19 protein-coding genes and 5 pseudogenes are annotated in these 22335 nt (G+C 46.2%); 10 read left to right on the forward strand and 14 right to left on the reverse strand.

The window, feature by feature from the left end; genetic code table 11:
- Positions 1–61: 61 nt before the first annotated feature.
- On the reverse strand, positions 62–1198 hold the full coding sequence (locus N4J56_RS22400; RefSeq protein ID WP_410500401.1) for an IS4 family transposase: 1137 nt from the start codon (positions 1196–1198) through the stop codon (positions 62–64).
- A gap of 157 nt (positions 1199–1355) precedes the next feature.
- Here N4J56_RS22400 and N4J56_RS22405 point away from each other — a divergent pair, with 157 nt between their 5' ends.
- Positions 1356–1637 carry a carboxypeptidase-like regulatory domain-containing protein gene (locus N4J56_RS22405; RefSeq protein ID WP_317108453.1) on the forward strand — a complete coding sequence of 94 codons (282 nt, stop codon included), beginning with the start codon at positions 1356–1358 and terminating at the stop codon, positions 1635–1637.
- Here N4J56_RS22405 and N4J56_RS22410 read toward each other — a convergent pair.
- Complete coding sequence (locus N4J56_RS22410; protein WP_317108454.1) at positions 1634–2593, reverse strand: D-2-hydroxyacid dehydrogenase; 960 nt, start codon at positions 2591–2593, stop codon at positions 1634–1636. The two genes, N4J56_RS22405 and N4J56_RS22410, sit on opposite strands and share 4 nt — an antisense overlap.
- 3 nt (positions 2594–2596) lie before the next feature.
- Positions 2597–3424, reverse strand: coding sequence for a carbohydrate ABC transporter permease (locus N4J56_RS22415; RefSeq protein ID WP_317108455.1), 828 nt, complete (start codon positions 3422–3424; stop codon positions 2597–2599).
- A gap of 194 nt (positions 3425–3618) precedes the next feature.
- Here N4J56_RS22415 and N4J56_RS22420 point away from each other — a divergent pair, with 194 nt between their 5' ends.
- Positions 3619–4971: an ISKra4 family transposase gene (locus N4J56_RS22420; protein ID WP_317108456.1), complete on the forward strand. Its 1353-nt coding sequence runs from the start codon at positions 3619–3621 to the stop codon at positions 4969–4971.
- 286 nt (positions 4972–5257) lie between these two features.
- Here the strand turns inward: N4J56_RS22420 and brnA are convergent, their stop codons facing one another.
- The 3 genes from brnA to N4J56_RS22435 all read right to left on the reverse strand — a co-directional run bounded on the left by brnA (position 5258) and on the right by N4J56_RS22435 (position 8122).
- Positions 5258–5485, reverse strand: coding sequence for a type II toxin-antitoxin system BrnA family antitoxin (gene brnA, locus N4J56_RS22425; RefSeq protein WP_317108457.1), 228 nt, complete (start codon positions 5483–5485; stop codon positions 5258–5260).
- Positions 5472–5735 (reverse strand): BrnT family toxin, encoded by a 264-nt coding sequence (locus N4J56_RS22430; RefSeq protein WP_317108458.1) that lies wholly within the window; start codon positions 5733–5735, stop codon positions 5472–5474. The genes brnA and N4J56_RS22430 overlap by 14 nt, the downstream gene beginning before the upstream one ends.
- Positions 5736–5899: 164 nt before the next feature.
- Positions 5900–8122, reverse strand: a complete 2223-nt coding sequence (locus N4J56_RS22435) for an AAA family ATPase (RefSeq protein WP_317108459.1) — start codon at positions 8120–8122, stop codon at positions 5900–5902.
- A 481-nt stretch (positions 8123–8603) separates the two neighbouring features.
- Between N4J56_RS22435 and N4J56_RS22440 the strand changes: the two genes are divergently transcribed.
- The 4 genes from N4J56_RS22440 (at position 8604) to N4J56_RS22455 (ending at position 10970) form a co-directional block, all read left to right on the forward strand.
- Positions 8604–8786 (forward strand): hypothetical protein, encoded by a 183-nt coding sequence (locus tag N4J56_RS22440; protein ID WP_317108460.1) that lies wholly within the window; start codon positions 8604–8606, stop codon positions 8784–8786.
- 129 nt (positions 8787–8915) lie between these two features.
- Positions 8916–10037, forward strand: coding sequence for a site-2 protease family protein (locus N4J56_RS22445; RefSeq protein ID WP_317108461.1), 1122 nt, complete (start codon positions 8916–8918; stop codon positions 10035–10037).
- Positions 10038–10271: 234 nt separating this feature from the next.
- Positions 10272–10508, forward strand: a complete 237-nt coding sequence (locus N4J56_RS22450; RefSeq protein WP_317108462.1) for a DUF4277 domain-containing protein — start codon at positions 10272–10274, stop codon at positions 10506–10508.
- A gap of 174 nt (positions 10509–10682) precedes the next feature.
- Positions 10683–10970, forward strand: coding sequence for a transposase (locus tag N4J56_RS22455; RefSeq protein ID WP_317108463.1), 288 nt, complete (start codon positions 10683–10685; stop codon positions 10968–10970).
- A 203-nt stretch (positions 10971–11173) separates the two neighbouring features.
- Here the strand turns inward: N4J56_RS22455 and N4J56_RS22460 are convergent, their stop codons facing one another.
- Complete coding sequence (locus N4J56_RS22460) at positions 11174–12241, reverse strand: metal ABC transporter solute-binding protein, Zn/Mn family (RefSeq protein ID WP_317108464.1); 1068 nt, start codon at positions 12239–12241, stop codon at positions 11174–11176.
- Between the two features lie 107 nt (positions 12242–12348).
- On the opposite strand from N4J56_RS22460, the pseudogene N4J56_RS41225 reads away from it, so the two are divergent.
- Both N4J56_RS41225 and N4J56_RS22475 read left to right on the forward strand, forming a co-directional pair.
- Positions 12349–13065 (forward strand): annotated as a pseudogene (locus N4J56_RS41225) (metal ABC transporter ATP-binding protein).
- A 46-nt stretch (positions 13066–13111) separates the two neighbouring features.
- A pseudogene (locus N4J56_RS22475) lies at positions 13112–13702 on the forward strand (metal ABC transporter permease); the annotation flags it as partial.
- A 5-nt stretch (positions 13703–13707) separates the two neighbouring features.
- On the opposite strand, the pseudogene N4J56_RS22480 reads toward N4J56_RS22475, so the two are convergent.
- Positions 13708–14770, reverse strand: a pseudogene (locus tag N4J56_RS22480) (IS630 family transposase).
- Between the two features lie 63 nt (positions 14771–14833).
- Between N4J56_RS22480 and N4J56_RS22485 the strand changes: the two are divergent.
- Positions 14834–15127, forward strand: a pseudogene (locus N4J56_RS22485) (metal ABC transporter permease); the annotation flags it as partial.
- A gap of 65 nt (positions 15128–15192) precedes the next feature.
- Here the strand turns inward: N4J56_RS22485 and N4J56_RS22490 are convergent.
- The 5 genes from N4J56_RS22490 to N4J56_RS22510 all read right to left on the reverse strand — a co-directional run bounded on the left by N4J56_RS22490 (position 15193) and on the right by N4J56_RS22510 (position 20891).
- On the reverse strand, positions 15193–15552 hold the full coding sequence (locus N4J56_RS22490; RefSeq protein WP_317108469.1) for a hypothetical protein: 360 nt from the start codon (positions 15550–15552) through the stop codon (positions 15193–15195).
- A 100-nt stretch (positions 15553–15652) separates the two neighbouring features.
- Positions 15653–16723 (reverse strand): WD40 repeat domain-containing protein, encoded by a 1071-nt coding sequence (locus N4J56_RS22495; RefSeq protein WP_317108470.1) that lies wholly within the window; start codon positions 16721–16723, stop codon positions 15653–15655.
- 12 nt (positions 16724–16735) lie between these two features.
- Positions 16736–17704, reverse strand: coding sequence for a GTP-binding protein (locus N4J56_RS22500; RefSeq protein WP_317108471.1), 969 nt, complete (start codon positions 17702–17704; stop codon positions 16736–16738).
- Positions 17705–17900: 196 nt separating this feature from the next.
- Complete coding sequence (locus tag N4J56_RS22505; RefSeq protein ID WP_317108472.1) at positions 17901–18869, reverse strand: GTP-binding protein; 969 nt, start codon at positions 18867–18869, stop codon at positions 17901–17903.
- A 90-nt stretch (positions 18870–18959) separates the two neighbouring features.
- Positions 18960–20891 carry a heavy metal translocating P-type ATPase gene (locus N4J56_RS22510; protein WP_317108473.1) on the reverse strand — a complete coding sequence of 644 codons (1932 nt, stop codon included), beginning with the start codon at positions 20889–20891 and terminating at the stop codon, positions 18960–18962.
- Positions 20892–20977: 86 nt separating this feature from the next.
- Here N4J56_RS22510 and N4J56_RS22515 point away from each other — a divergent pair, with 86 nt between their 5' ends.
- The gene (locus N4J56_RS22515) at positions 20978–22081 is read left to right on the forward strand and encodes a precorrin-8X methylmutase (RefSeq protein ID WP_317108474.1); all 1104 of its coding nucleotides are present in this window, start codon (positions 20978–20980) and stop codon (positions 22079–22081) included.
- A gap of 83 nt (positions 22082–22164) precedes the next feature.
- Here the strand turns inward: N4J56_RS22515 and N4J56_RS41230 are convergent.
- A pseudogene (locus tag N4J56_RS41230) lies at positions 22165–22260 on the reverse strand (GTP-binding protein); the annotation flags it as partial.
- Positions 22261–22335 lie beyond the last annotated feature (75 nt).

The following is a 22335-nucleotide window of genomic DNA, read 5'->3' on the forward strand; positions in this document are numbered from 1 at the left end:
GGATTGGTACGAGAAACTCGTTCAGGTAACAGAGTGTCTAAAATCTCTACAGTTAACCAACTTAAAAAAAGGGGAGTTCTTGTGATTGCAAGCGTTGAAATTTCGGGATAGCACGACGAATAACTCGCAATGTCCCAGTGAAACTCAGACGCAAAGGAGTGATACCCGCGCTCTTTGCAGCTTGAAACATCAATAACCGCACAGCCCAGTGTCCTAACAACCACCCGTAAACTTCCTGCACAACTTCACGCGGTTTTTGAGAGCGAATATGAGTTTTTCGTCCTGATAAATGTACTTTGAGTTCATCAATAGTATTTTCTACTTCCCAGCGTTGATGATATTCAATCGCCAGTAGTTGAGCCGGAAATTTCTCCAATTCCAATAAGCTGGTAATTAAGCGATATCTTAGTTGTTCCTCTGGGTTGTCGGTATTACCAATTGTGTATTCAATCACTCGGACTTGTATGGGCTGGCAAGCTTTTGAGCGGAATTTAGCAGGTGGATAAATCCAACTCAGATAAGAACCATCCGCCAGTGGTTCTTCGCACAAAAACTTGACATTTGCGGGAATTCTTCCTAAATAATCGCTACCAGTTGTGACAGTTGCTTGCACCATTGCATAAGAATGTAACCCTCTGTCCCACATCAACAACATCCCTGAACTCACGGAGCGTAATAATCTTAATGCCCGCACTCGTTCTCCTATTCGATATGGACACATCAATGCATCAAAGATTAAATGTGTTCCTGCTTCTACCAAAATGACTAATCGCAGTTTGGGAAATGCGGCTTGTGTGCCAGGACGGCTGCTCGGACGACCAAAAACTCTCGCATTTTCATCGCTGTCTGGCAGATCGAAGCAAGTCCGATCAATTACCACAATTCGCAATCCATTGAGAAATGCTCCTTTGGTATCGGTGCTAGCCATTGGTCGCACCAGTTGATGGAACAATTGACTCATCACCCTTGGACTTAATCGTTGTCGGGCTTGCGTTATTGCTGATTTACAAAAAACTCGCCAGTATTTCCCCACTTTCACCCATGCTTCGCTCAGCCCATCAATTAAGTTTTTCAGCACATCTCTCATCGAATCTCGTGACCACAGACTCATCGCAATTACCAAACAAATTACCAATTGTGCTGGTAACGAGCGTTTACGTTGTTCACAAACTTTAGTTTTAGCGATCGCTTGCTCGATCTCCGTGGATGGGATGGCTGCCTCTATCGCTTTGAACACATCACTACTTTGTATCGTAGGAGACAACAATGAGAAATCCTTCAGATGCACTACACTCACTTTCCATTCTTGGGAACAATGCTTAATTTACAACACTTTGAGCCTTAACTGAACCGTAGTGAGTTACACCCCCGTTTTCATACCCCTGATTCCCGCTTATACCCGCACTGGGGTTGTCACTGATACGCAGGATACACCGATTGCTGGTGCAACGGTAGAAGCGATCGGGAAATCTGGGCAGCGCAAATTTTCCGTGACGAACAGCGCCGGAGTTTACTATTTAGAAGGATTATCCCAGGGAGAGTATACGTTGACAGTCAATGGTAACTCCCATCTGCGCTTAAAATTAAATGCATCTACCAAACCGTTTCAAGAACTGAACTTGAAAACCAAGATTTAATATCCAGCCGCTTTATCTACAATGTTGCGCAAAGGTTTCCCAGCTTGATAAAGTGCCAAATTTTCTAGAAACAACTCTATTACTCGTTGTTGCATCTGTTGAGATATGCCGCTACAGTGAGGTGTAATAAAGACGTTGGGTAGCGATCGCAACTGACTATCTGCTGGGAGTGGTTCTACAGTAAAAGCATCTAAAGCCGCTCCTGCAAGCCAACCGTTTTGGAGAGCATAAATCAAAGCATTCTCATCGATAATTCCGCCACGGGCAATATTAATTAAATAAGCACTTGCCTGCATGGATTTTAGTACGCTGGCATCAATTAAATGTTTAGTTTGAGCCGTTAAAGGCGTAGCGAGGACGAGATAATCTACCTCTGGTAAAAGTGTACGCCATTCCTCAGCGCCAACGACTAAATCGAAACCAGGTAGCGATCGCGGGTGCAAGCAATTCCCCCAGACGCGCATTCCAAAAGCTTGAGTGCGGGTAGCAATTGCCTGTCCGATACCACCAGTACCTATAATTAGTACAGTTGCGCCCATCAATTCTTGCAATCCTAAAGCTTCCACTTCTGGATATGACAGCCAACGATCTTGCTGTTGGGCAAGTCTAAAGTTAGATAAGCATTTGGCGCGATCGAGCATATATGCTAAGACAAATTCAGCAATGGGAATTGCATGAACTCCAGCACTATTTGTCATTATTAAATCGCGAGCGACTAAGGTTGGGATTAATAAATGGTCAATGCCTGCACTTTCAGTATGCAGCCAGCGTAGATTGGGTAATTGTGATAATACTCGCTCGAAAAAAGCATTATAAGACCATTCGTGAAAATATACCTCAGCATCACTTGGATCTCCGTCTAAATTGCCTTGAAGATCGAGCCGAACAATGCGATCGTCGTTAGATAAATGCGACTCGATCTGTGTTGCTAAATTACTGGGTAAAACAATTTTCATAAATTATCCTTTCACGCCGCTACCTGCTGCTGTGGGTACGATGTAACGTTGCACGAATAGGAATAAAATTAAAATTGGCGCAATTGAAATTATCGAACCAGCCGCAATTAATCGCCAATCCAAAGAGAAGGTTCCTGCTAACATTGCCACCCCTAAAGGTAAAGTGTAAAGTTCGGGGCGATCGATTGCAATCAAAGGCCAAAGAAAGTCACTCCAAGCACCGATGAAGACAAAAATTGCTAGCGTGACAAGGGCGGGACGAATTGCTGGTAACATGACATGCCACCAAATACCTAATTCCGAACAACCATCAATTCTGGCTGCTTCTTCTAATTCTTTGGGAACGCCTTGAAAGGCTTGCCGTAATAGAAATATTCCAAAAGCAGAGGCGATCGCCGGAAAAATAATTCCTAAATAGGTATTTTTCATCCCTAGCTGTACAGTCAAAATATATAGCGGAATCATCACGATTTGAAACGGAATCATGATAGTAGTAACAATTGCTGTAAAGATAACTTCTCGACCGCGAAATTCTAAACGGGCAAGGGGATAAGCTGCTAAAGCACAAAATAATAAATTCAATCCCACTGTGAGCAGTGCCACTAATGTACTGTTAAATAAGTACCTACCGAAAGGATTTGTCTCCCAAACGCGGACAAAATTATTAAATGTCGGCTGGCTGGGTATAAATTGGGGTGGAAACTGAAAAATATTTTCTGTGGGAGATTTCAGCGACGTACTCAGCAACCACAACAGGGGAAACAGCATTAAAATCGCGATCGCACCCAGTAAGCCATACGTCGAGATCGTTCGCCAAGTTCGATTCTGCATTTGGACTCGTATTCCCCAACTAAAGTTTCTTCTATACACCCCTGCTCCCCGCTCCCTGCTCGCTGCTCCCTATTCTGGTCAAAATTTGCAGACAACCGCAAGCAACCGGATGCGAAAGCGGAATAAATTATTATGCTACTGCGATTTCCATGGTATCCTCTTTTTGAGGAGATGCAACCCGAGTACTACTAATTATGGATTACGAATTTCGTGTTGTCGTAGAGAAAGTCTGTGTCGCTAGTCAAGCAGTGGCCAAAAGAGACACAGTGAAAATATACGATCTTCGCCCACCCAAATCAATTCTCGATCTAGGGCTGCGCCATGAAGAACAAATATCGCTTCTGACCAAGGTACAAAATGCGCTACTAGCCGAACAATCTGCCTTGATTGACTTAGGATACGTCACCTGCCCCAATTGTGGAAAAAAACTCAAGAAAAATGGATTCATGTCATCCAATTTTCACGCGGTTTTCAGTGACCATAAATTATACATTCAAAAGCATCGCTGCAATAATCCTGAGTGTAATTGGCAAAGTACCCCGACCACAACCACCGTTTTTGGCACTGATATCCATCCTGATTTGGCTAAGTTGCAGTGCGAACAGGGTGCTTTATTTAGTTACCGTGACGCTCAGACCAATTTAGAGAAAATCAATTGCACTCGACGCAGCGTCAACAACCATACCCGCATTCAAAGCCTAACCAACCAAGTCGGTGCAATGCTATCTCAAGCAACTCTGAGAAAGCCTTCCGCTCAAGAATGTGTAGCCCCGACGACGGATTTGATTGTCCAAGTCGATGGTGGACACATTCCGGTTAAAGAGAAAGGGAAACGTAGTTTTGAAGCTTTGTCTGCCATTGCCTATCAACCTGACAAGATTAAACAGGTGGATAAAAACCATCGACAGATTACTAATAAGACCTGTGTCGTTGCAGCGCTCAATGACGAGTTGGATACCATCAAACGTTTCGTGCTAAATGCTGCCCACAAGCAAGGAATGACAGAACAGACAAGGGTAACAGGTCTGGCAGATGGTGCCAATAATTGCTGGTCTGTGCTACTATCCCTGAAATCTCATTGTCTAGATTTAGAGTGTATTCTAGACTGGTTCCACATTGGACAAAAGTTTCAGAATGTTAAAAACGCACTTGGTGAATCTTTTGAGGAATCCCTGGATAGCGTGAAATGGACTGTCTGGCATGGTGAAGCCCAAGCAGCTCTCACAAAATTGAAATTGCTCCAAGACAACATTACTGATGATGCCAAGCAATCCCAGATTCAGGGATTGCATAATTATTTGAAGAACAATCTTGATTATCTCATCAATTATGATGAGCAGAAAAACTCAGGAAAAGTCTATACCAGCCAAACTGCAGAATCTCATATTGACTCACTGTTTAATGCACGACATAAGCGGAAACAAAAAATGCAATGGACCAGAGAAGGAGCGCATAATGTCTTGCAAATTAGAGCCAAGATGGAGAGTCAGGAATGGAATGGACAATGGCAAGACGCCGTCCTGGAAGCTCTAATTGGTGCAGCATGAAGCTAACTGTAGCACAATAATCTATTCCGCTTTCAGTCAGGTTTATAAACTACAAAACCCTTTAACAGAGAGGGTTTGCGGCGATGGAGAATAGGAGACTCGAACCCCTGACCTCTGCGGTGCGATCGCAGATGATAGTAGACTGAAATCATTACTCCATAAAGCTTATAGCTATTCTCAACTATTAATATCTCAAATCTATCTCAATTTCAAGATTTCCTGACATTATTAGAATTAGTTCACCCATCACAATAAAATACTTTATGAATAACTATTCCAGACCTACCTAGTGAGGACATTTTTCCAGGCGTTCTGCAATCCAGACTTTGACAATCGATTGACGAGTTACACCCAAACGCTTTGCCTCCCGATCTAGCGCTTCAATCATCCAGGCGGGAAAATCCACGTTCACCCTTTTTTGCTCGTATCCAGGGCGACGTGCTGCTGATAGATCGAGAAATTCTGTGATGTCTTCACCCCGATCGAACTTCTGGTCAAACTCACTTGCCTTCATATATTGCCACCTCTTCTTGACGCGGCCGCCGCACTGAAATTATGCGGATTTTTTCATTTCTATAGGCGATCGCAGCAGACCAATGCTTTTCCTTAATTTTTCCGATAACCAAATATCGAGGCTCATCCTCCGTCCGTGCCGGAATTTCTAGCCTTTGAGGGTCTTCCCATAATTCTTGTGCCTCGACAAAATCGATCCCATGTTTTTCGCGATTGGATTGACTCTTAGTCTCGTCAAACACAAATTCCATTTTTATATACTTATTATACTGTTTCTATATCTAATGCTTGCTAATTTGTCGTTGATTCAGCTTCTTCTCACAATGCTGGTAGAGAAACGATAGTTTTTTATAGAATTGCCTTCAGCTAACCGTGACTGGAAGATTCGCGATCGCTTGCGCCGATTGCATCTTCATCACGGACTCGCTTTGAGAAAAGCAACTGTAGTAGACCAATCTACGGTGCGATTTAAGAGCAAGCGTTCAAAGAGGGCGCGAACAAGGCTAATTTCTGATGCTGATAGGTAGCGCGATAGATACTCGACATAGGCAGGTCGCTTTGGATCGGCAGCACTAGCACTAAACCAGCGATTGAATAAATCTGACGACACGTACAGTTGAGTCGGATAATGCTCGACGGTTATTTTGACTTCGATCCCTGCTGCTGTCAGTGCCAAGCGTAGATCTTCCACATCCCAATTCACCATTGGATCGGCAGGGTTAGCGTAGATTTCCTCTTCTGCCATTGCTAAACGCTCATACAGCTTGGCATCTAGCTTAGTAGCATCAAGCAGGCGATACAACCGTTGTGTATGGCGAGCGAGATTTTCTGCTAACACCAATACTCCCGAGGGTTGCAGCAATTGTAGTAACTGTTGCACTACTGCTACCTTATCAAGTTCGCTCATCAGTACGTTACGCCCAACAATCGAGTCGAAGCATACGTTAGGAGCAATGGCGGCTAATTTCTTCGGTAACTGAGCAAGTGGCGCAACTACAACGACCGGACGCATCAACTGAGGCAATTTCTCTGCCTGCTCTTGGATTGCTTGTGCCTGCTGCTGGTTACGGACGACAGCATACACTCCTCCTTCTGGCGCATGGCGTAGTGCTTCCCAAACCAGTAGACCGCTGCCTGCATTCACATCCAGGATGACGTGGTGGCGTTGGGGTGAAGCTAATTCAAACACGCGATCGCGTATGCTCGCAAGTTGTTCTCCCACTTGGCTCAAGGTGCGTTGCAACCACTTTTGGGAGGAGCGATCGCTCGGACTAAAGCTGAGGATTTCGGCTGGCGCTATTTGGTGATCCGACACCATTGCTGCCAATTGCGCTTCCCGTCGCCGCATCACTGCTGCTTGAATTTTGCCTTCAAAACCTTGGACTGATGGTTGATAAAATACTTGCCCCTGTAAGGATGCTGGTAAATACTGCTGCGCTACCCAATGCTCCCTGTAGGCATGAGGGTAAAGGTAGCCTTCCCCATGTCCGAATCCCTGCTTGTCTCGGTTACTATCTTTCAAGTGACTCGGTACATCAGCTTCCCTTTCCTTTTCCACGGCTGCCAAAGCATCGAAAAAGCCCATTGTGCTATTGGATTTTGGTGCAGTGGCTAAGTAGAGCGTTGCTTGGGCTAGGTGGTAGCGTCCCTCTGGCATCCCGACGCGATCGAAGACATGAGCGCAAGCATTGACGACGACAACTGCATTTGGATCGGCTAATCCCACATCCTCGCTCGCTAGAATCGACAATCGACGTAAAATGAAACGCGGGTCTTCTCCAGCGTAAACCATGCGTGCTAACCAATATAGAGCGGCATCTGGGTCGGAGCCGCGCACGCTCTTGATGAAGGCACTGATGGTATCGAAGTGAGCGTCGCCCTCTTTATCGTAGAGAACGGCACGTTGCTGAATCGACTCTTCTGCAACGGCTAGAGTGATGTGGATCGTTCCCTGACGATCTGGGGGTGTAGTTTCTACTGCTAGCTCTAATGCATTGAGCAGAGAACGGGCATCACCATTGGCAACATTAACTAAGTGCGCTAGTGCATCTGGTTCTAGTTTGACTTTGAGCTTACCATAGCCGCGCTCTGGGTCTGATAGTGCTTGTTCGGCAATGCGGTACAAATCGCGCTCGCCCAAGGGTTTAAGTTGGAAAATGCGCGAGCGACTGACGAGTGCTTTATTGACTTCAAAGAAAGGATTTTCAGTCGTTGCTCCAATCAGGATAACAGTGCCATTTTCTACCCACGGCAGCAGTGCATCCTGTTGTGACTTATTAAAGCGGTGGACTTCATCGACAAAGAGAATGGTGCGCTGTTTGTGTTTGGCAGCTCGCTCTTGGGCAGTGTCTATCGCTGCCCGAATTTCCTTGACTCCTGCAAGGACGGCATTAATCGCGATGAAGTGAGCGCGGGTGGTATTGGCGATAATTCGGGCTAGGGTAGTTTTTCCAGTTCCAGGCGGTCCGGCAAAAATGACAGAAGATACTCGATCGGCTTCGATCGCACGGCGCAGGAGACGACCAGGTGCGATCGCGTGGTCTTGTCCGACGAATTCATCAAGCGTGCGCGGACGCATTCGATCTGCTAGGGGTGAGGAGTTTGCTGCCGATTGGCGATCGCTATTGAATAATTCCATTCCTGGTGCGCTGATACTGCCGATCCTGTTTGTCCTTAACTTCCCAATACTTAAATACTTATCTACTATAGTTATTGCTTTCACGGCTGTCGTGCGATCAATCCTTTACTTATTCCTTTGCGCCATTTCTAGTATTCCAATGCCAGCCAGGATACCACCAAGTAGCATCCAAGTACCGTCAAAACTCACATTCAGGCGGTGAGTGTTTTCTCGATGAGCCACGATCGACTATTCTCTCTGACTAGCCCCAGTAGTAGCTAGCTTTTCAAAAGCTTGGTTAGCTGAGAGCTTGCATCTGTTGCAACGACTGCAACTCATTTACGGCTAGGAGCGAGGTATGGCTAAACATCTACTTAATTTGGCGCGTATGCCTCTTGGAAGCTGATTCACAAGAAATGACAATTGAACAAAAATGTTTACCAGACTCCGCTCTCATTAGTAATAGCTAAAGTCCAAGCTACGATGGACAAACTCATCGATCGTGGCATTCTCATTCCACAGTGCGATAGTCATAACTAGCCTCGATGCAACCGCAGCGATCGCCCTCAAACAACAAGAATTAGAATATGTCGGTCAATTCGTCCTCTGCTATCTGGAAGGCGCGAGCGTTTTCCTAACGATACCTGTTAACCGCACTGGAGCGGACGGATACTACGACAGTTAAATAGTTTAAAGCTTCTTTACAATTCGTTACGCTAGATGGAGAAAGAGAGAAAAGGTCTGACGACAAGCCGTGTCGCGCCGCTGCCAAACTTCTCAAATTCTTACAGTTCAAAGTTTAGAGGTGCTTTATATGAATGGCACTATTCGCGTTGGTAATCTATTTGGAATTCCCTTCTATGTCGCCCCGTCCTGGTTTTTGGTTTTGGGCTTAGTGACTTGGAGTTATACCAGTGGGTTAGCAACGCAGTTCCCTGCTTGGGGTAGTTTGCTACCCTTGGTGCTGGGATTAACTACCGCTTTATTGCTATTTGCTTCAGTCTTAGCGCACGAACTAGGACACAGTTTTGTTGCCATCAGACAGGGAATTGAAGTTAAATCGATCACTTTATTTCTGTTTGGCGGTCTTGCTAGCCTGGAAAAAGAATCAAAAACTCCCAGTGAAGCGTTTTGGGTAGCGCTTGCTGGTCCATTGGTGAGTTTATTGTTGTTCGGGCTATTGACAGCAATTAACGCCAGCGTACCATTGCTAGCACCTTTTGCCGCAGTTGTAGGAACGCTGGCTTACGTGAACTTGGCGTTGGCGCTGTTCAACTTGATTCCTGGCTTACCTTTGGATGGAGGTAACATCCTTAAAGCACTAGTTTGGAAAATTACGGGTAATCCTGAAAAAGGTGTTGTCTTTGCCAGTAGAGCAGGGCAATTCATTGGCTGGTTGGCGATCGCATCTGGCTTAATCCCCCTACTATTGTTTGGTACTTTTGGTAACTTCTGGAACCTGATCTTAGGTTGGTTTTTACTTCAAAATGCCAGCAGGACTGCTCAATCTGCTACATTGCAGTCAACACTAAAGACCATCAAGGTGGCAGACGTAGTAAATTTTGACAGCCCAATAGTATCAGCCGATCTTTCTCTGAGAGAATTTGCTGATGAATCGATTCTTGGTCATGGTAAGTGGGAGAGGTTTTTAGTCACCGATCTTGAAGGGAAACTGATTGGTACGATGATTCTAGATGCTTTAAGAGTGGTTCCTACTTCACGTTGGGCAGAAACCCAAGTGAGAGAATTGATGCAACCGATCGAGCCATCGGCGATGATTCAATCCGAGCAATCGCTACTAGAAGCAGTAAAAATCCTAGAACAACAGCAACGCTCGGCGCTACCTGTAATTGGCGAAAATGGCGTACTAGTCGGACTTTTAGAGAAAGCTGCGGTGCTGCGCTGGTTGCAAAAACGAGTACAAGCACCTGCTTAACAAATTCTGTAATTTCTCAAATCTCCCTCAAACTTTAGAGACTCGTGTCTGGGGGAGTTTTTTTAGTAGATTTTCTCAAGAAACACACTGGATAGCGCCGGAAATAGAAATGAGTCTCATACCAAAAGCTTGAGTTGATATTCCGCCCTTTGAAGTGTCGCATACAGAATTTAGCCGCAGAATTTTCGAGCATGCTGACAGCAAAGGGGGTGCGATACTAGCAACGAGTTGATAGTGCAAAACCTCGACCATCTAGGAATTATCGCCGGATTGGTAGACGAGTTAGAGATTGTGGAGCAAATCAATCAACACTTGGGCGAAGACCCGCGAGAGCGAATAAGTCCAGGGGTAGCGGTGAAAGCCATGATTTTGAATGGATTAGGACTTGTAGCAGCCCTTGGGAGTGCTGCCCCCGCTCCGATTAGCATCACCTATGGCTATTCCCGTGACCGTCGTCCTGATTTGAAATAGTTTGTGATGAACTTAGTGTGTTTGACAAATGGGGATATCGCTCATGCGTCAGGAAAGCAAGGCGATCGCATTACTCTTGGCGGAGGGCGAGCGTTTTTTTGCTTTCATCAATATATTAGATATTTTAATAGCTCAAAACAACGAGTGTATTTAAAACTTTAATTTGTCACTTCGATGCCTCTAATTTGGGACAACGCCACTTGGCATGTCTCCAAGCAAGTTCGACAATGGATTAGACAACATAATGCTCAAGTCAAACGAACCGGAAAGGGAGTTCGATTGATTGTGTGTCAATTGCCAGTCAAGAGTCCGTGGTTAAATGCGATTGAACCGAAATGGATTCATGCCAAACGAGCGATTGTGGAACCCCAACGGAAACTAACAGCACAAGAAATTCAGACTAGAGTGTGTGACTATTTTGGGTTTCCCCTCCTAGAGCCACTTGCAAAAAAGGTCTCCTGAAGATACACTAGTTTTTCCGTGTTTGTGGGTCTTATCATGACCGCAGAGTGGCAGGGCATAGCTTTTGAGAACAAGGCTGATTTTCTTCTCTCGTATGATAGTCAATCCCGCACTTGCCTGCCGTACAACCGCGCATCGAGAGCCAATACCCTTAGCAGTTGAGAAAATTGTGTAGCAAAAAGTTGAAAAAACTCTATTAACTACTAACTATTTGATTTAGCGGCAAAAGGCGTACACTTACCTCCGAGTCCGCTGGCAATGACGCAAGTATTGGATGTCAGCATCCCGGCATAAGTTCCAGCCCAACTACCCTCAGCCCCTAAACCATCGGCATACAACTGTTGGTCGGCAATTTTCACCCCAGCTTCTCTAGCAACAGTTCTAATCACTTTGTCATTCGCCGTCACTTCTGCAAAAATTGTCGGAACGTTAGTTGACTTCACCTCTTTAACCAATTCTCTCAGTCGTGCTGCGGTAGGTTGTTCTTCAGTGCTGAAGCCCTGTAGCGTTCCTTCAATTTTCAGACCGTAGGCATTGGCATAGTAACCCAAGGCATCGTGAGTCGTCACCAACTTACGTTGCTGCGGGGGAATAGTATTAATTTGCGCTTGAATCCAAGTGTCCACCTGCTTGAGTTCATCGCTCAATTGCTGAGCGTTGCGCTCGTAAAGTTCTTGATGTTCCGGTGCTACCTTTTGCAGCTGGTTGCGAATCACTTCTACCATGCGGATGCCATTCTCAGCATCGTGCCAAACGTGGGGATCGGCAGCCATCTCGCCTGACTCATGTTCTGCTTCACCCGACTCATGAGCATGCTCTTCTCCCTCATGCTCGTGGGCTTCGCCCATCAGCGGCTTGGGAACAGCCTGCTCGTTTACTGCCAGCTTGGGAGCTGAGTTTTTGGTTGCTTGAACTAGGTTGACAATCGTTGGTTCAAAATCATAACCACCATATAGGATCAGTTGTGCTGTCTCGATCGCTTTGCGGTCGGCTGGCGTTGCTTGATAGGTATGGGGGTCAGCTTCAGGGTCAACTAAACAAGTTAGGTCAACGCTGTCAGCGGCGATTGATTCAGTCAAGTCACACACAACACTGTATGAGGCTATCACTTTGGGTTTCCCCTTAGATGCAGTAGTAGAAGCAGCTCTTGTTTCAGTTTGAGTTTGATTAGTTGCCTGGTTGCCAGAACTACACCCGGTTAACCCAACAGCGAACGCCAGTAATATTGCTCCCCAAAGCTGGGGCGTGTTTGAGTGAAAGCACCTTAGCATACTCTGCTCCTGCAAGGAACTAGTTATCAGCTGGAATAAACTACTGCTGAGTTAAAACGATTATCATTCTAAAACACTAGGTGTAGTTAGTCGCATAAAAATTTGTCATGCTAGAAGTCCAAAACTTGGCTGTGAATTATCGCGAGGTTTGCGCTCTAGAGAATGTCAGTTTCCGCTTAACACCAGGGCAACTGATGGTTGTAATTGGTCCGAACGGAGCGGGTAAAAGCACGATGGTGAAAGCGATTTTGGGCTTAGTACCGACTGTAAGTGGGGTGGTGAAGTTTCGCTCGAGGACACTGAAGCAACAATTACAAGACGTAGCTTACGTACCGCAGCGATCGCAAATTGACTGGGACTATCCCATCACAGTGTGGAATATGGTGATGATGGCGCGGACTTGCCATACAGGTTGGTTTCGTACACCCAGTCGGCACTCGCAGGAAATTGTAGCGGCAGCGTTGCAACGTGTAGGGATGTGGGAACTGCGAAGAAGGCAGATTGGCGAGTTGTCGGGAGGACAGCAGCAGCGGGTATTTTTAGCCCGCTCGCTGGCTTAGAAGGCAGAGTTATTCTTTTTTGATGAGCCGTTTGTGGGGATTGACAAGAAGACAGAAGCAACTATATTTGAGATTTTCGCCGAACTGAAATCAGCAGGTAAAACTTTGTTGACGATCGGTCATAATCTGGGGGAAAGCTTAAGTCATTATGACAAGTTTTTGTTGTTGAATAAACAGTTGATTGCAGCTGGTTCGCGTCAGGAAGTGTTGACAACGGCTAATCTACAAGCTGCTTATGAGGATTTGAAGTTGATTGCAGTTTGAACAAGAAGAACACAGGAGTTCAGAACAGAGGAAAGAGAGGTTTTTAATGTTGAGTTGGTTAATTGAACCGCTCTCGTTTGAATTCATGCGTCATGCCATTTTAATGGCAACTGTGATGGGTGTGCTTTGTGCTGTGGTAGGAAGTTATTTGATTGTTCAGGGCATGGGTTTGTTGGGAGATATAATTTCCCATGCAGTTTTACTGGGACTGGCGATCGCTTTTTTCTTGGAAATCGATATCTTCTTAAGTGCGTTTATCTCCGGTACGCTCAGTACGCTTGTAGTTGCTTGGATTCATTCGCAGTCACGAGTCAAAGTTAATGTAGCGATGGCTTTAGTCTTCTCTGGCTTTTTGGCTTGGGGAATTGTGCTGATTATGGTGCTAGGGAGTAAGTTGGATCTGCACAGTATTCTATTCGGTGACATCCTGGGAGTAACAATTGAGGATGTGATGCGGACAAGTGCGATCGCTCCGGTTGTCTTGCTGTTAGTCAAGCTGTTTTACAAAGAATTACTGTTTTATACTTTCGATCCGTTAGGCGCTCAAGCGATGGGTTTACCAGTGGATTTGATTCAGTTTGGCTTAACGGCTATCATCACTCTGACAATAATTGCCAGTATGCAAGCAGTAGGAGTAAGTAGCTAGGCAGATTTAAACATAAAACGTTCCAGTGTCCATCCCCCTTGTTGACTTCGATTCTCCATGCCCTCAATCATGGCATTCGCTAAATCATACTCGTTATCAAAAATCCTTCCGGCTATTTCATGGGTTTTGAGTTGATGCCACTGCGCTTCAATCAGATTCATATGTGAACTGTATTGGGGGAGAAAAAAGAGATATAGCCCTTTCGACTGCCACTGCTGCCAGTGCTCACGGGCAAGATGACTGGTATGAGCCGAACCATTATCTTGCACCACGACTGTGAGCCGTCCGGTTTGTAGCAATGTCTGCTCACTCTTTTGGGCAAGGAGCGTTCATCACTTTAACATAGCGTTCCTTGTGGAAACTGCCTTGTACCAGAGCATAGTCAAACGACTGCTCTGGTTGCCATATCCCTAGAATACTAATGCGGTCTCCATAGGATTTGACCTGCTCTTCGGTGTTTCTGCTCTCCAATGCGAGAGTAACTATAACTGACTGGACTTTCCAGACAACATCCCGATTCGTCAAGATACTTCAGGTCAATGTACCCTTCACAGGCAGCTAGTTGGAGTGTGTCTAAGTCGGCTTGCTTGAGTGCTTTGTACTCAGGATCTTGTCTGCCCCGTTGCGAGTGTCGAGTCCGCTTCCAACTAAAGCCCTTTTTTTTAGAATGCGGCGAATCCGGTCAGCACTTAGGTTTACCTGTCGTTCTTGCTCTAGCTTCTGGGCTAGCTGTTGACTATTATAGGTTCTGGCTTCTTGCTCTAGGCATTGTTCTAGGTAGGCCATGTCTGCTTCTTGCCATTTGGCTTTAGCTCCTCGTCCACTAGCATCCCATAATCCACCTAACCCTTGCTGCTGCCAACGGCGGATGGTTTCGCGCACTGTCTGCTCTTGGCACTCAAAAATTTCGGCAATCGCTGGCACTACCCATCCTTGAGCATTGAGTCGAAGCATTTGTGCTCGATCTCGGGTACGTTGAGCAACGGTTTTGGCAACCCGAAGTTCACTCAACGTCCGGTCTTCTGACTCTGTCAAAACGATACGTAAAGGAGCAGGCATGAGTGGTCAAAATCAGCAAGTTTTTGGCTTTTCTCTATCTTACGTTTAATTATGCCCTACTACTTAGTCTTAGTTGTTTCGCTACTGGTTGGTCCGGAAATTACAGCTTACTTGTTAGTCAAAGAAATCCACCAAATGATGGGATTAGGGGCAGTTGTCGGGATAATTAGTAGCGTGAGTAGGATGTATATTAGCTATTACTTAAATGTGTTATTGGGAGCTTCAATTGTATTGGTAGTTTCGGGATTATTTTTATTGGCGCTCCCATTTAGTCCCACGCAAGGAATTTTGACTAGACCAGAAGCTAATCATTCTGCAACAATCTTGCGACAATTGAAAGCTCTGAAACGGCGGTAAGTTTTCTGTCAAATCAGCACTGTAAGAACACTTATGCACCCTTGTATATGTTGCAGTGAGCGCATTTATAAAAGCGGTAGCTTACCTTGCAACTGACGTACAGCGTTAATACAGCCAGCGCACTCACAGCCATATTGCTTTATTGCTGCCTCTGATTCTTGGTCGGTAAAATTGAATGTAGGAGTTTCACCAGAGCAACCACAGTCTTCACTCTTCAGGGCATCATCTGATTCAGTATTAGATAAATCTGATGTGGGGGATGCCGCAGTTGGTCGCTCAAATACTACCTCAAAAACTGGCTTTGCAGATGCCGCAGTATCTGTAGGTTGGGTTACTACCTCACCAGCATATGCTAGATTATGTGCCAGCAGCATAGATGCCAAGAGTGCAGGACAGGTAAAAAATATTTGTGTAGCCCTGTTCATGATTTACGTCACCTAGAAATCTGATTTGTACTTGGCAAGTCAGTATAGTCGATTGGGTACTTTACGTCAGCTGACACGCAATAATAATTTGAGATTTTTATCAGCGGCGACCAAATCCCTGCCCTCGCATGGCTTTTGACCAAATTAGTAATTCACCGTTGTGTCCCCCAGCGGCAAGTTGCTGCCCTTGAGGATGCCAAGCTAGGCAGGAAAACCCATCTGGGGCACCGTTCAAAACTTGGGCTAGTCGCTTGGCTCTGTGCCACAGACAGACGCAGCCATCGGCAGAGGCAGAAGCGAGGAGTAAGCTGTGGGGTTGAAAGGCGATCGCCTGCACTACTTCAGTATGTCGAGCCAAAACTCGGCTTTGCCAGCTCAAAGACTCAATCGCCTGCTTTTCCCAGACTACAATGCCTTCAACGCTGGAAGAGGCTAATAGAGGAGCATCTTGCCCAGTTCTAACTTCTGACCAAGCAAGTTGGCGAATTTTACCAGGAAAGCCGCGCATCACCCAAGGGTTGGGATTATCCCACTTCATAACAGCAATTGTTCGATCCATGTTGCCAGCAGCAAGATATTTGCCCTCCGGCGACCAGGCGATCGCTACACTTGCAGAAGGTATATCTAATATGTACGGCTCTTCATCCCAGTCCTGACTCTGCCAAACCTTAGCTCCCTGATAACCAGCGATCGCCAGATACCGTCCATCACAACGCCAGTCTAGACCTAATATTGAGGAGTTATCAAAATTCAGCGTTACAGCAATCTCGCCTAAATCAACATCCCATACCTGAACATAGCGCCCCATGCTAAAAGCTAACTGGTTACTGGTTGGACTCCAGGCAAGTCGATCGATCCAAGCCGGAGCATTTTCTAACGTGGCAACTAATTCATTTTCTAGAGAGCGCCAAATTTTTACCTTTCCATCCTGCCCCCCTGCAGCTAAAAATTGTCCATCTGGGGAAAAGGCGAGGCAATCTACTGACTTACCAATACATGAAAGCAAGGTAACGAGACTGCCCTCACAGTACCATAGTTTCACTTCTCCAGCCGCGTCACTAACTGCCAGAGTGTCACCTCGTGGCGACCAAGCAAGCGCTGTGACATAATCGGAAAGCGTTTTAGAAGAGTACAGGTCGAACTGCGGAGAATTGAGGCTTGGGGATCTCATTCGATCGCTTTCCTAAATCAAAATAGCGCGGAAATCTTCTCTAAGTTTGGCTTGATCTAAATTACGACCAATGAAGACTAATTCATTCTTTCTAGTCTCATTTGGTTGCCAAGGGCGATCGCGGCAGCGCTCAAACAGCATACGAACGCTTTGGCACAAGAATCGGCAATCTTCATCGGCAATATTGAGAATCCCCTTCATCCAAAAGATATCCAGTCCGGTAGTTTGTAGCAATCGGCAAATCCAGTTATCAAACTTTTCGCCTTCAAGTACGCCGGATTCTACTAGGGCTACAGCACTCACAGATTGAGCGTGCTGGCAAGCAGCTTGACTCAAAACACTAGGGTCAGTCTCTCTAGCTGATTGTCGCTTAAAAGCTCCCACCTCTAAAATTGTGTCCATTGCAAAGTTGGTATTGCAATTATGGTAGATTTTAGCTAGTACATTGACCGCCCGAATCCGCTTCTGGAGTTCGTACAGTTGCTGTTGCGTTAATCGGTCAGTCTGGTTGAGCCAGATTGCATCGGCAACGGCAAATTGTTTTCGAGCTTCGCTGCTTTCCCAGTTTTTCCAGATATATTTGGCATCCGCCACCGTTACCACCACATCTAGCTGTAATTGGCTCTGTAAATCTTCACCGACAAAGAAAGTCTGAATCGTTAGTGCAGCGCGATCCAGAGTAGTTGTTTTGGTTGCCAAATCCTCAAATTTATCCTGCCGTTGCCTGAAATCGCCAACGACCCGAATCAGATCGCCGCGTGGCGTACAGCAAATGCCGCAACTATTCGTCTCAAAAATTTCTTCATTGGGATTAATTACTAGCTGGCTATCAATACCGATTTCCCCAAATTCATTGACGAGCGCAACGATCTTCTTGTCAGGTTTGTGGGGGAGAGTACAGATGAAGAGCTTTGTTTTCCCTGCTCCCAAATGTCCTGCGAAAACTGCAATGGGAGGGATATTCGTCGTCACTTGCAGCATGAGAAGACCTCTTTAAATAACTATAATCATTCTTAAAAAGAGTGCAAACAATTTGGACTGTCTATTTGTCAGTGGCTAAAGATTGGTCAACCGGAGAAAGACAATGCAATCTACTGCTGTATTGGTGCTCAGTCCACTAGTGTTGCTCGAATTGTTGAAAGTTGAGGGCTTTTATGCTCGTTTGACTACTACTTCCCTAAGTCAAACACGCGCGGAAATCTTCTTTGAGTTGGGCTTTGTCAAGATTGCGACCGATGAAGATTAACTCATTTTTTCGGGGCTCATTTGGCTTCCAGGGGCGATCTCGCGTGCCATCAAATAACATATGCACGCCTTGAAACACAAATCGCTGGTCTTCCCCAGCAATATTGAGAATGCCTTTCATGCGGAAGATATCTGGACCTTGGGTTTGTAGCAGGGATGAAAGCCAATTGTTCAACTTGTTAAAATCCATTGCTCCAGATTCCACTAATGCCACAGAACCCACCGTTTCATCGTGTTTGTGGGTGGTCTCATGCAAAAATTCTGGGTCAATTTCCAGGGCGCGGTTCAAATCAAATGCTCCCACTCCTAAAAGAGCGTCCATTTCTAGCTCGGCGTTGCGGGTCCGATAGATTTTGGCAAGAGCGTTCATCGAACGAATCCGTCGCTCTAGCTCGTCTAGCTGCTTGCTAGCTACTAAGTTCGTCTTATTCAGTAAAATGACATCAGCAAAGGCAATCTGCTCTTGAGCTTCATCAGCCTCCCAGTGCTGAGAGATGTGTTTGGCATCCACTACTGTCACCACAGCATCCAAGGATAACTGAGTTTGCATATCTTCATCGACAAAGAAAGTCTGAATCACGGGTGCGGGATCTGCTAGCCCTGTTGTTTCAATTACTAGATGGTCGAACTTATCCCGCCGTCGCATCAAGTTCCCGATAATCCGAATTAAATCGCCCCGAACTGTACAGCAAATACAGCCGTTGTTCATTTCAAAGATTTCTTCATCGGCATCGATGACTAGTTGATTATCGATACCAACTTCCCCAAACTCGTTGACAATTACAGCTACCTTCAAGCCGTGTTCGTGAGTCAGGATGCGATTTAGCAGCGTAGTTTTACCAGAACCCAAATATCCGGTGAGAACGGTAACGGGAACTAAACTCGCCTCAGTATTAATCATGGTTTGAATACCCTTCTCTTTTTTATAATGATAATCACTATCAAACAATAAGAAAAGCCTAGAACAGGTAAAATTGAGTTAGCGAATCGGCTAACCTCTCAGTAACCGAAGACCGCTCAAGGTGACAATGACTGTAGATCCCTCATGTCCAATCACACCCAAGGGCATCGCGATCTTGCCAGCAAAATTAGCCAGCAATAGCAGGATAATAGTGCAGAGTGCAAAGGCGATGTTTTGTTTAACAATGACCTGAGAGCGACGACCTAAGCGAATAGCTTGTTCCAATTTTTTCAGACGGTCTGTCATCAAAACTACATCTGCTGTTTCTAGCGCCACGTTACTACCAGCAGCCCCCATAGCGATGCCAACAGACGCTTGAGCTAGAGCAGGAGCATCATTGATCCCATCTCCTACCATTGCTACGATTTTGTACTGTTGCTGAAGGTGTTGAATCACCTTGACTTTATCCTCTGGTAGAAGTTCGGCGTAGATTTGGTCTACGCCAGTTTCTCGACCAATTTTACGAGCCGTCCGCCAGTTGTCACCCGTCACCATTACAATCTTTTCAATCCCTAATTTTTTCAAGTTTGCAACGATCTCTCGTGCTTCTGGGCGTACAGTATCTGCAAGTGCGATCGCTCCTAGAACCTGACCTGCATAAGCTACCCAGACAACCGTTTGACCCGACTCTTCCTGGCGATCGCCCCACTGGCACAGCTCGGAAGGAACGCCCAGTAGCTGCTGCTGGAGCAACGCCGCTTTGCCCACTACTACTTGCCGACCATCGACTTCTCCGATCGCGCCTTGCCCAGGTTGTGCTTGCACAGTTGTAGCATCGAGCGATTCTAGTCGCTGTTGTTGGGCAGTGCGGACGATCGCTTGTCCGATAGGATGCTCGGAAAAGATTTCGATAGCAGCAGCAACCTGAAGAACTCGATTTTTCGACTGTCCTGGGGCTGGAAGCGTGTCAACAACTTGAAGTTGCCCTGTGGTCAGGGTGCCAGTTTTGTCAAAAGCGATCGCCTTGACTCGACCAATTGTTTCTAACTGAGTGCCACTTTTAAACAAAATGCCTTGCCGCGCTCCATTGGCAATTCCCGATAGTAGGGCGGGCATAGTCGCTGCCACTAATGCACAAGGAGAGGCTACAACCAAAAAGATCAGGGCGCGATAAATCGTAGTTTCCCAGTCCCAACCCCAGAGCCAGGGCGGTAGAATCACCAGTAGCAATCCAGTCACGATAATTATCCGCGCATAGTGCCGCTCAAATTTTTCGATAAACTGCTGCGAGGGAGGTGCTTCAGATTGGGCTTGCTGCACCAGCTGTTGTATTCGCTGAATCAGGCTGCTTTGGGGTGGTTTGTGTACTTGAAGCATTAAAGCACCGTTACCGTTGAGCGTTCCTGCAAAGACTTCATCCCCGATTGTCTTCTCTACTGGCAAGGACTCTCCCGTGAGTGGGGCTTCATTGAGCGAACTATAGCCTTCTGTAATAATGCCATCGATAGGTATGAGTTCTCCAGGCTTGACTAATACGCAATCGTCCAGTTGTAATTTGGTAACAGGGATCGTCTGTTCCTGACCTAGCAGCACTACCCTAGCTGTATCCGCACTCAAGCTCATGAGGCTGCGAATATCGCGCTCGGTGCTTTGGAAGGCTACGCCATGCAAAGCACCACTGATAGCGAAAATTAGAATTAGCACTGCCCCATCCACAATTAGGTAGTACTCCTGTCGCCATAACCCCAAGCCAGCTGCTCCCAGCGCGGCGACAATCATCAGCAGGTCTACATCCAGCTCTTTTTCTTGCCATAAAGTTGTCAGCCCTTCACGGGCGCTTTCATAACCACCAATTACATACGCTGCTGGTAAAAGCAACAAGCCCAGTCCCATCCATTTCAATTGCAGGGCTAGCCAACCGAGGAAGACTAGTAGCCCACAGACAATAGCGGCAATCGCATTTGGATGTTCTTTTACTAACGCTTTAGTAAAAGAAGTTGAGCGGGAATATTGATGAGCCATTAGGGAAACAGAGACAATTTGTCAACTCCTTCACCTTAAACTTTGACATTGATGTTAATGTCAAGGATTTGATTTAAATTGGAACTATGGCTGCTGATTATTTAACAATTAAAGAACTGACAGACGCAGTAGGCGGTGGTTGTACTCCCCGCATGGTGCGGCACTATCACAAACTGAGTTTGCTACCGCCAGTTGTGCGATCGCACTCTAATTACCGCCTTTACACTCAGCAGGATGTCCATCTGCTACGGCGGATTATGGCACTGAAGCAACAAGGATTTCAGCTAGCGCACATTCGTCAATTACTAGAAACCGATTCAGAAGCTGAAGTTAAGACTCTAACAACTGGGCTACAACAGCAATATCGCTCGGTGATTCAACAGTTGGTACGTCTGCGACAAACAGCTGCTGCTTTGGAAGGTATTTTGGGACGCGATCGCTCGTGTCAATCTCTACAAGCAGAAGCACTCGCCCAGATGCGATTATTGGAAGTGGAAACCCAAGATGGACTGGTAAGACTGGAAAAGCTTTGGGATAGCTGGGATGTAGCAACTCACGCTCACCCAGAAGCGTTTCAAGAATCTTTACAGCAGTTGTTGTCGGAGCTGACCGATCGCTCTGAAATTGAAGTAGACTTGCTTTCAAAACTGGTGCTGGCTTGTGGAGATGTCAGTTTAGTGAATTTTGTCCAGTTAAGTGAGGCAGCGATCGCTGCCGCCCGTAATGCCCTCAAAGCTGGCTGCCAGATTGTCGGAGATGTCCCACCCGTGGTTGCTGCCTTGGATCGAACCCGCTTGGCTCATTTGGGCTGTCTGGTTGAAACCTTGATTGCCGATCCCCACGTCACCAGTGCAGAGGCGGCAGAGCAAGCCTTCTGGCATCAGTACCAGTGGAAACAACTGCTGCAACAGCTTCGGTCTGGATGCGTGTTGGTAGTGGGATATGCCCCCTCTGTCCTGACGGCAGCTTGTGACGCGGTTGAGAGCGGTCAGCTGCAACCTGCTTTAATTATCGGAATGCCGATTGGTTTTAGCCATGCCCCAGCTGCTAAACGGCAATTAATGCGATCGGGTATCCCGTATATTACGATTTCGGGAACCTTGGGAGGTGGACTATTGGCATCTGTTGCCTTGAATGCACTCGTTGAATCCTTACTGGAAAAGCCAGACTGTCATTGCTATCTCAACTGATTAGCAGTTTCCTGTTAGAAATGAGTAGTACTTGTCTCCCAATCCCTCAACAATCTTATGCGTATTGGTAACCAGCATTTCAAGTTTTGCAGAATTTGATTGAGTAAGGTTGTTTTACCACTTCCCAAAAATCCCGCGATGATGGTTACAGGGAAGCGACGTGCGAACGGCTCTTGCATCATCGCTGCTTTAGAGACGGCTGATTTTGCTGCGGCGATCGCAGATTGCTTCAGAATATCATCTGATAAAATTGA

The organism is Chroococcidiopsis sp. SAG 2025, assembly GCF_032860985.1.
In the GTDB taxonomy this organism is placed as follows: domain Bacteria; phylum Cyanobacteriota; class Cyanobacteriia; order Cyanobacteriales; family Chroococcidiopsidaceae; genus Chroococcidiopsis.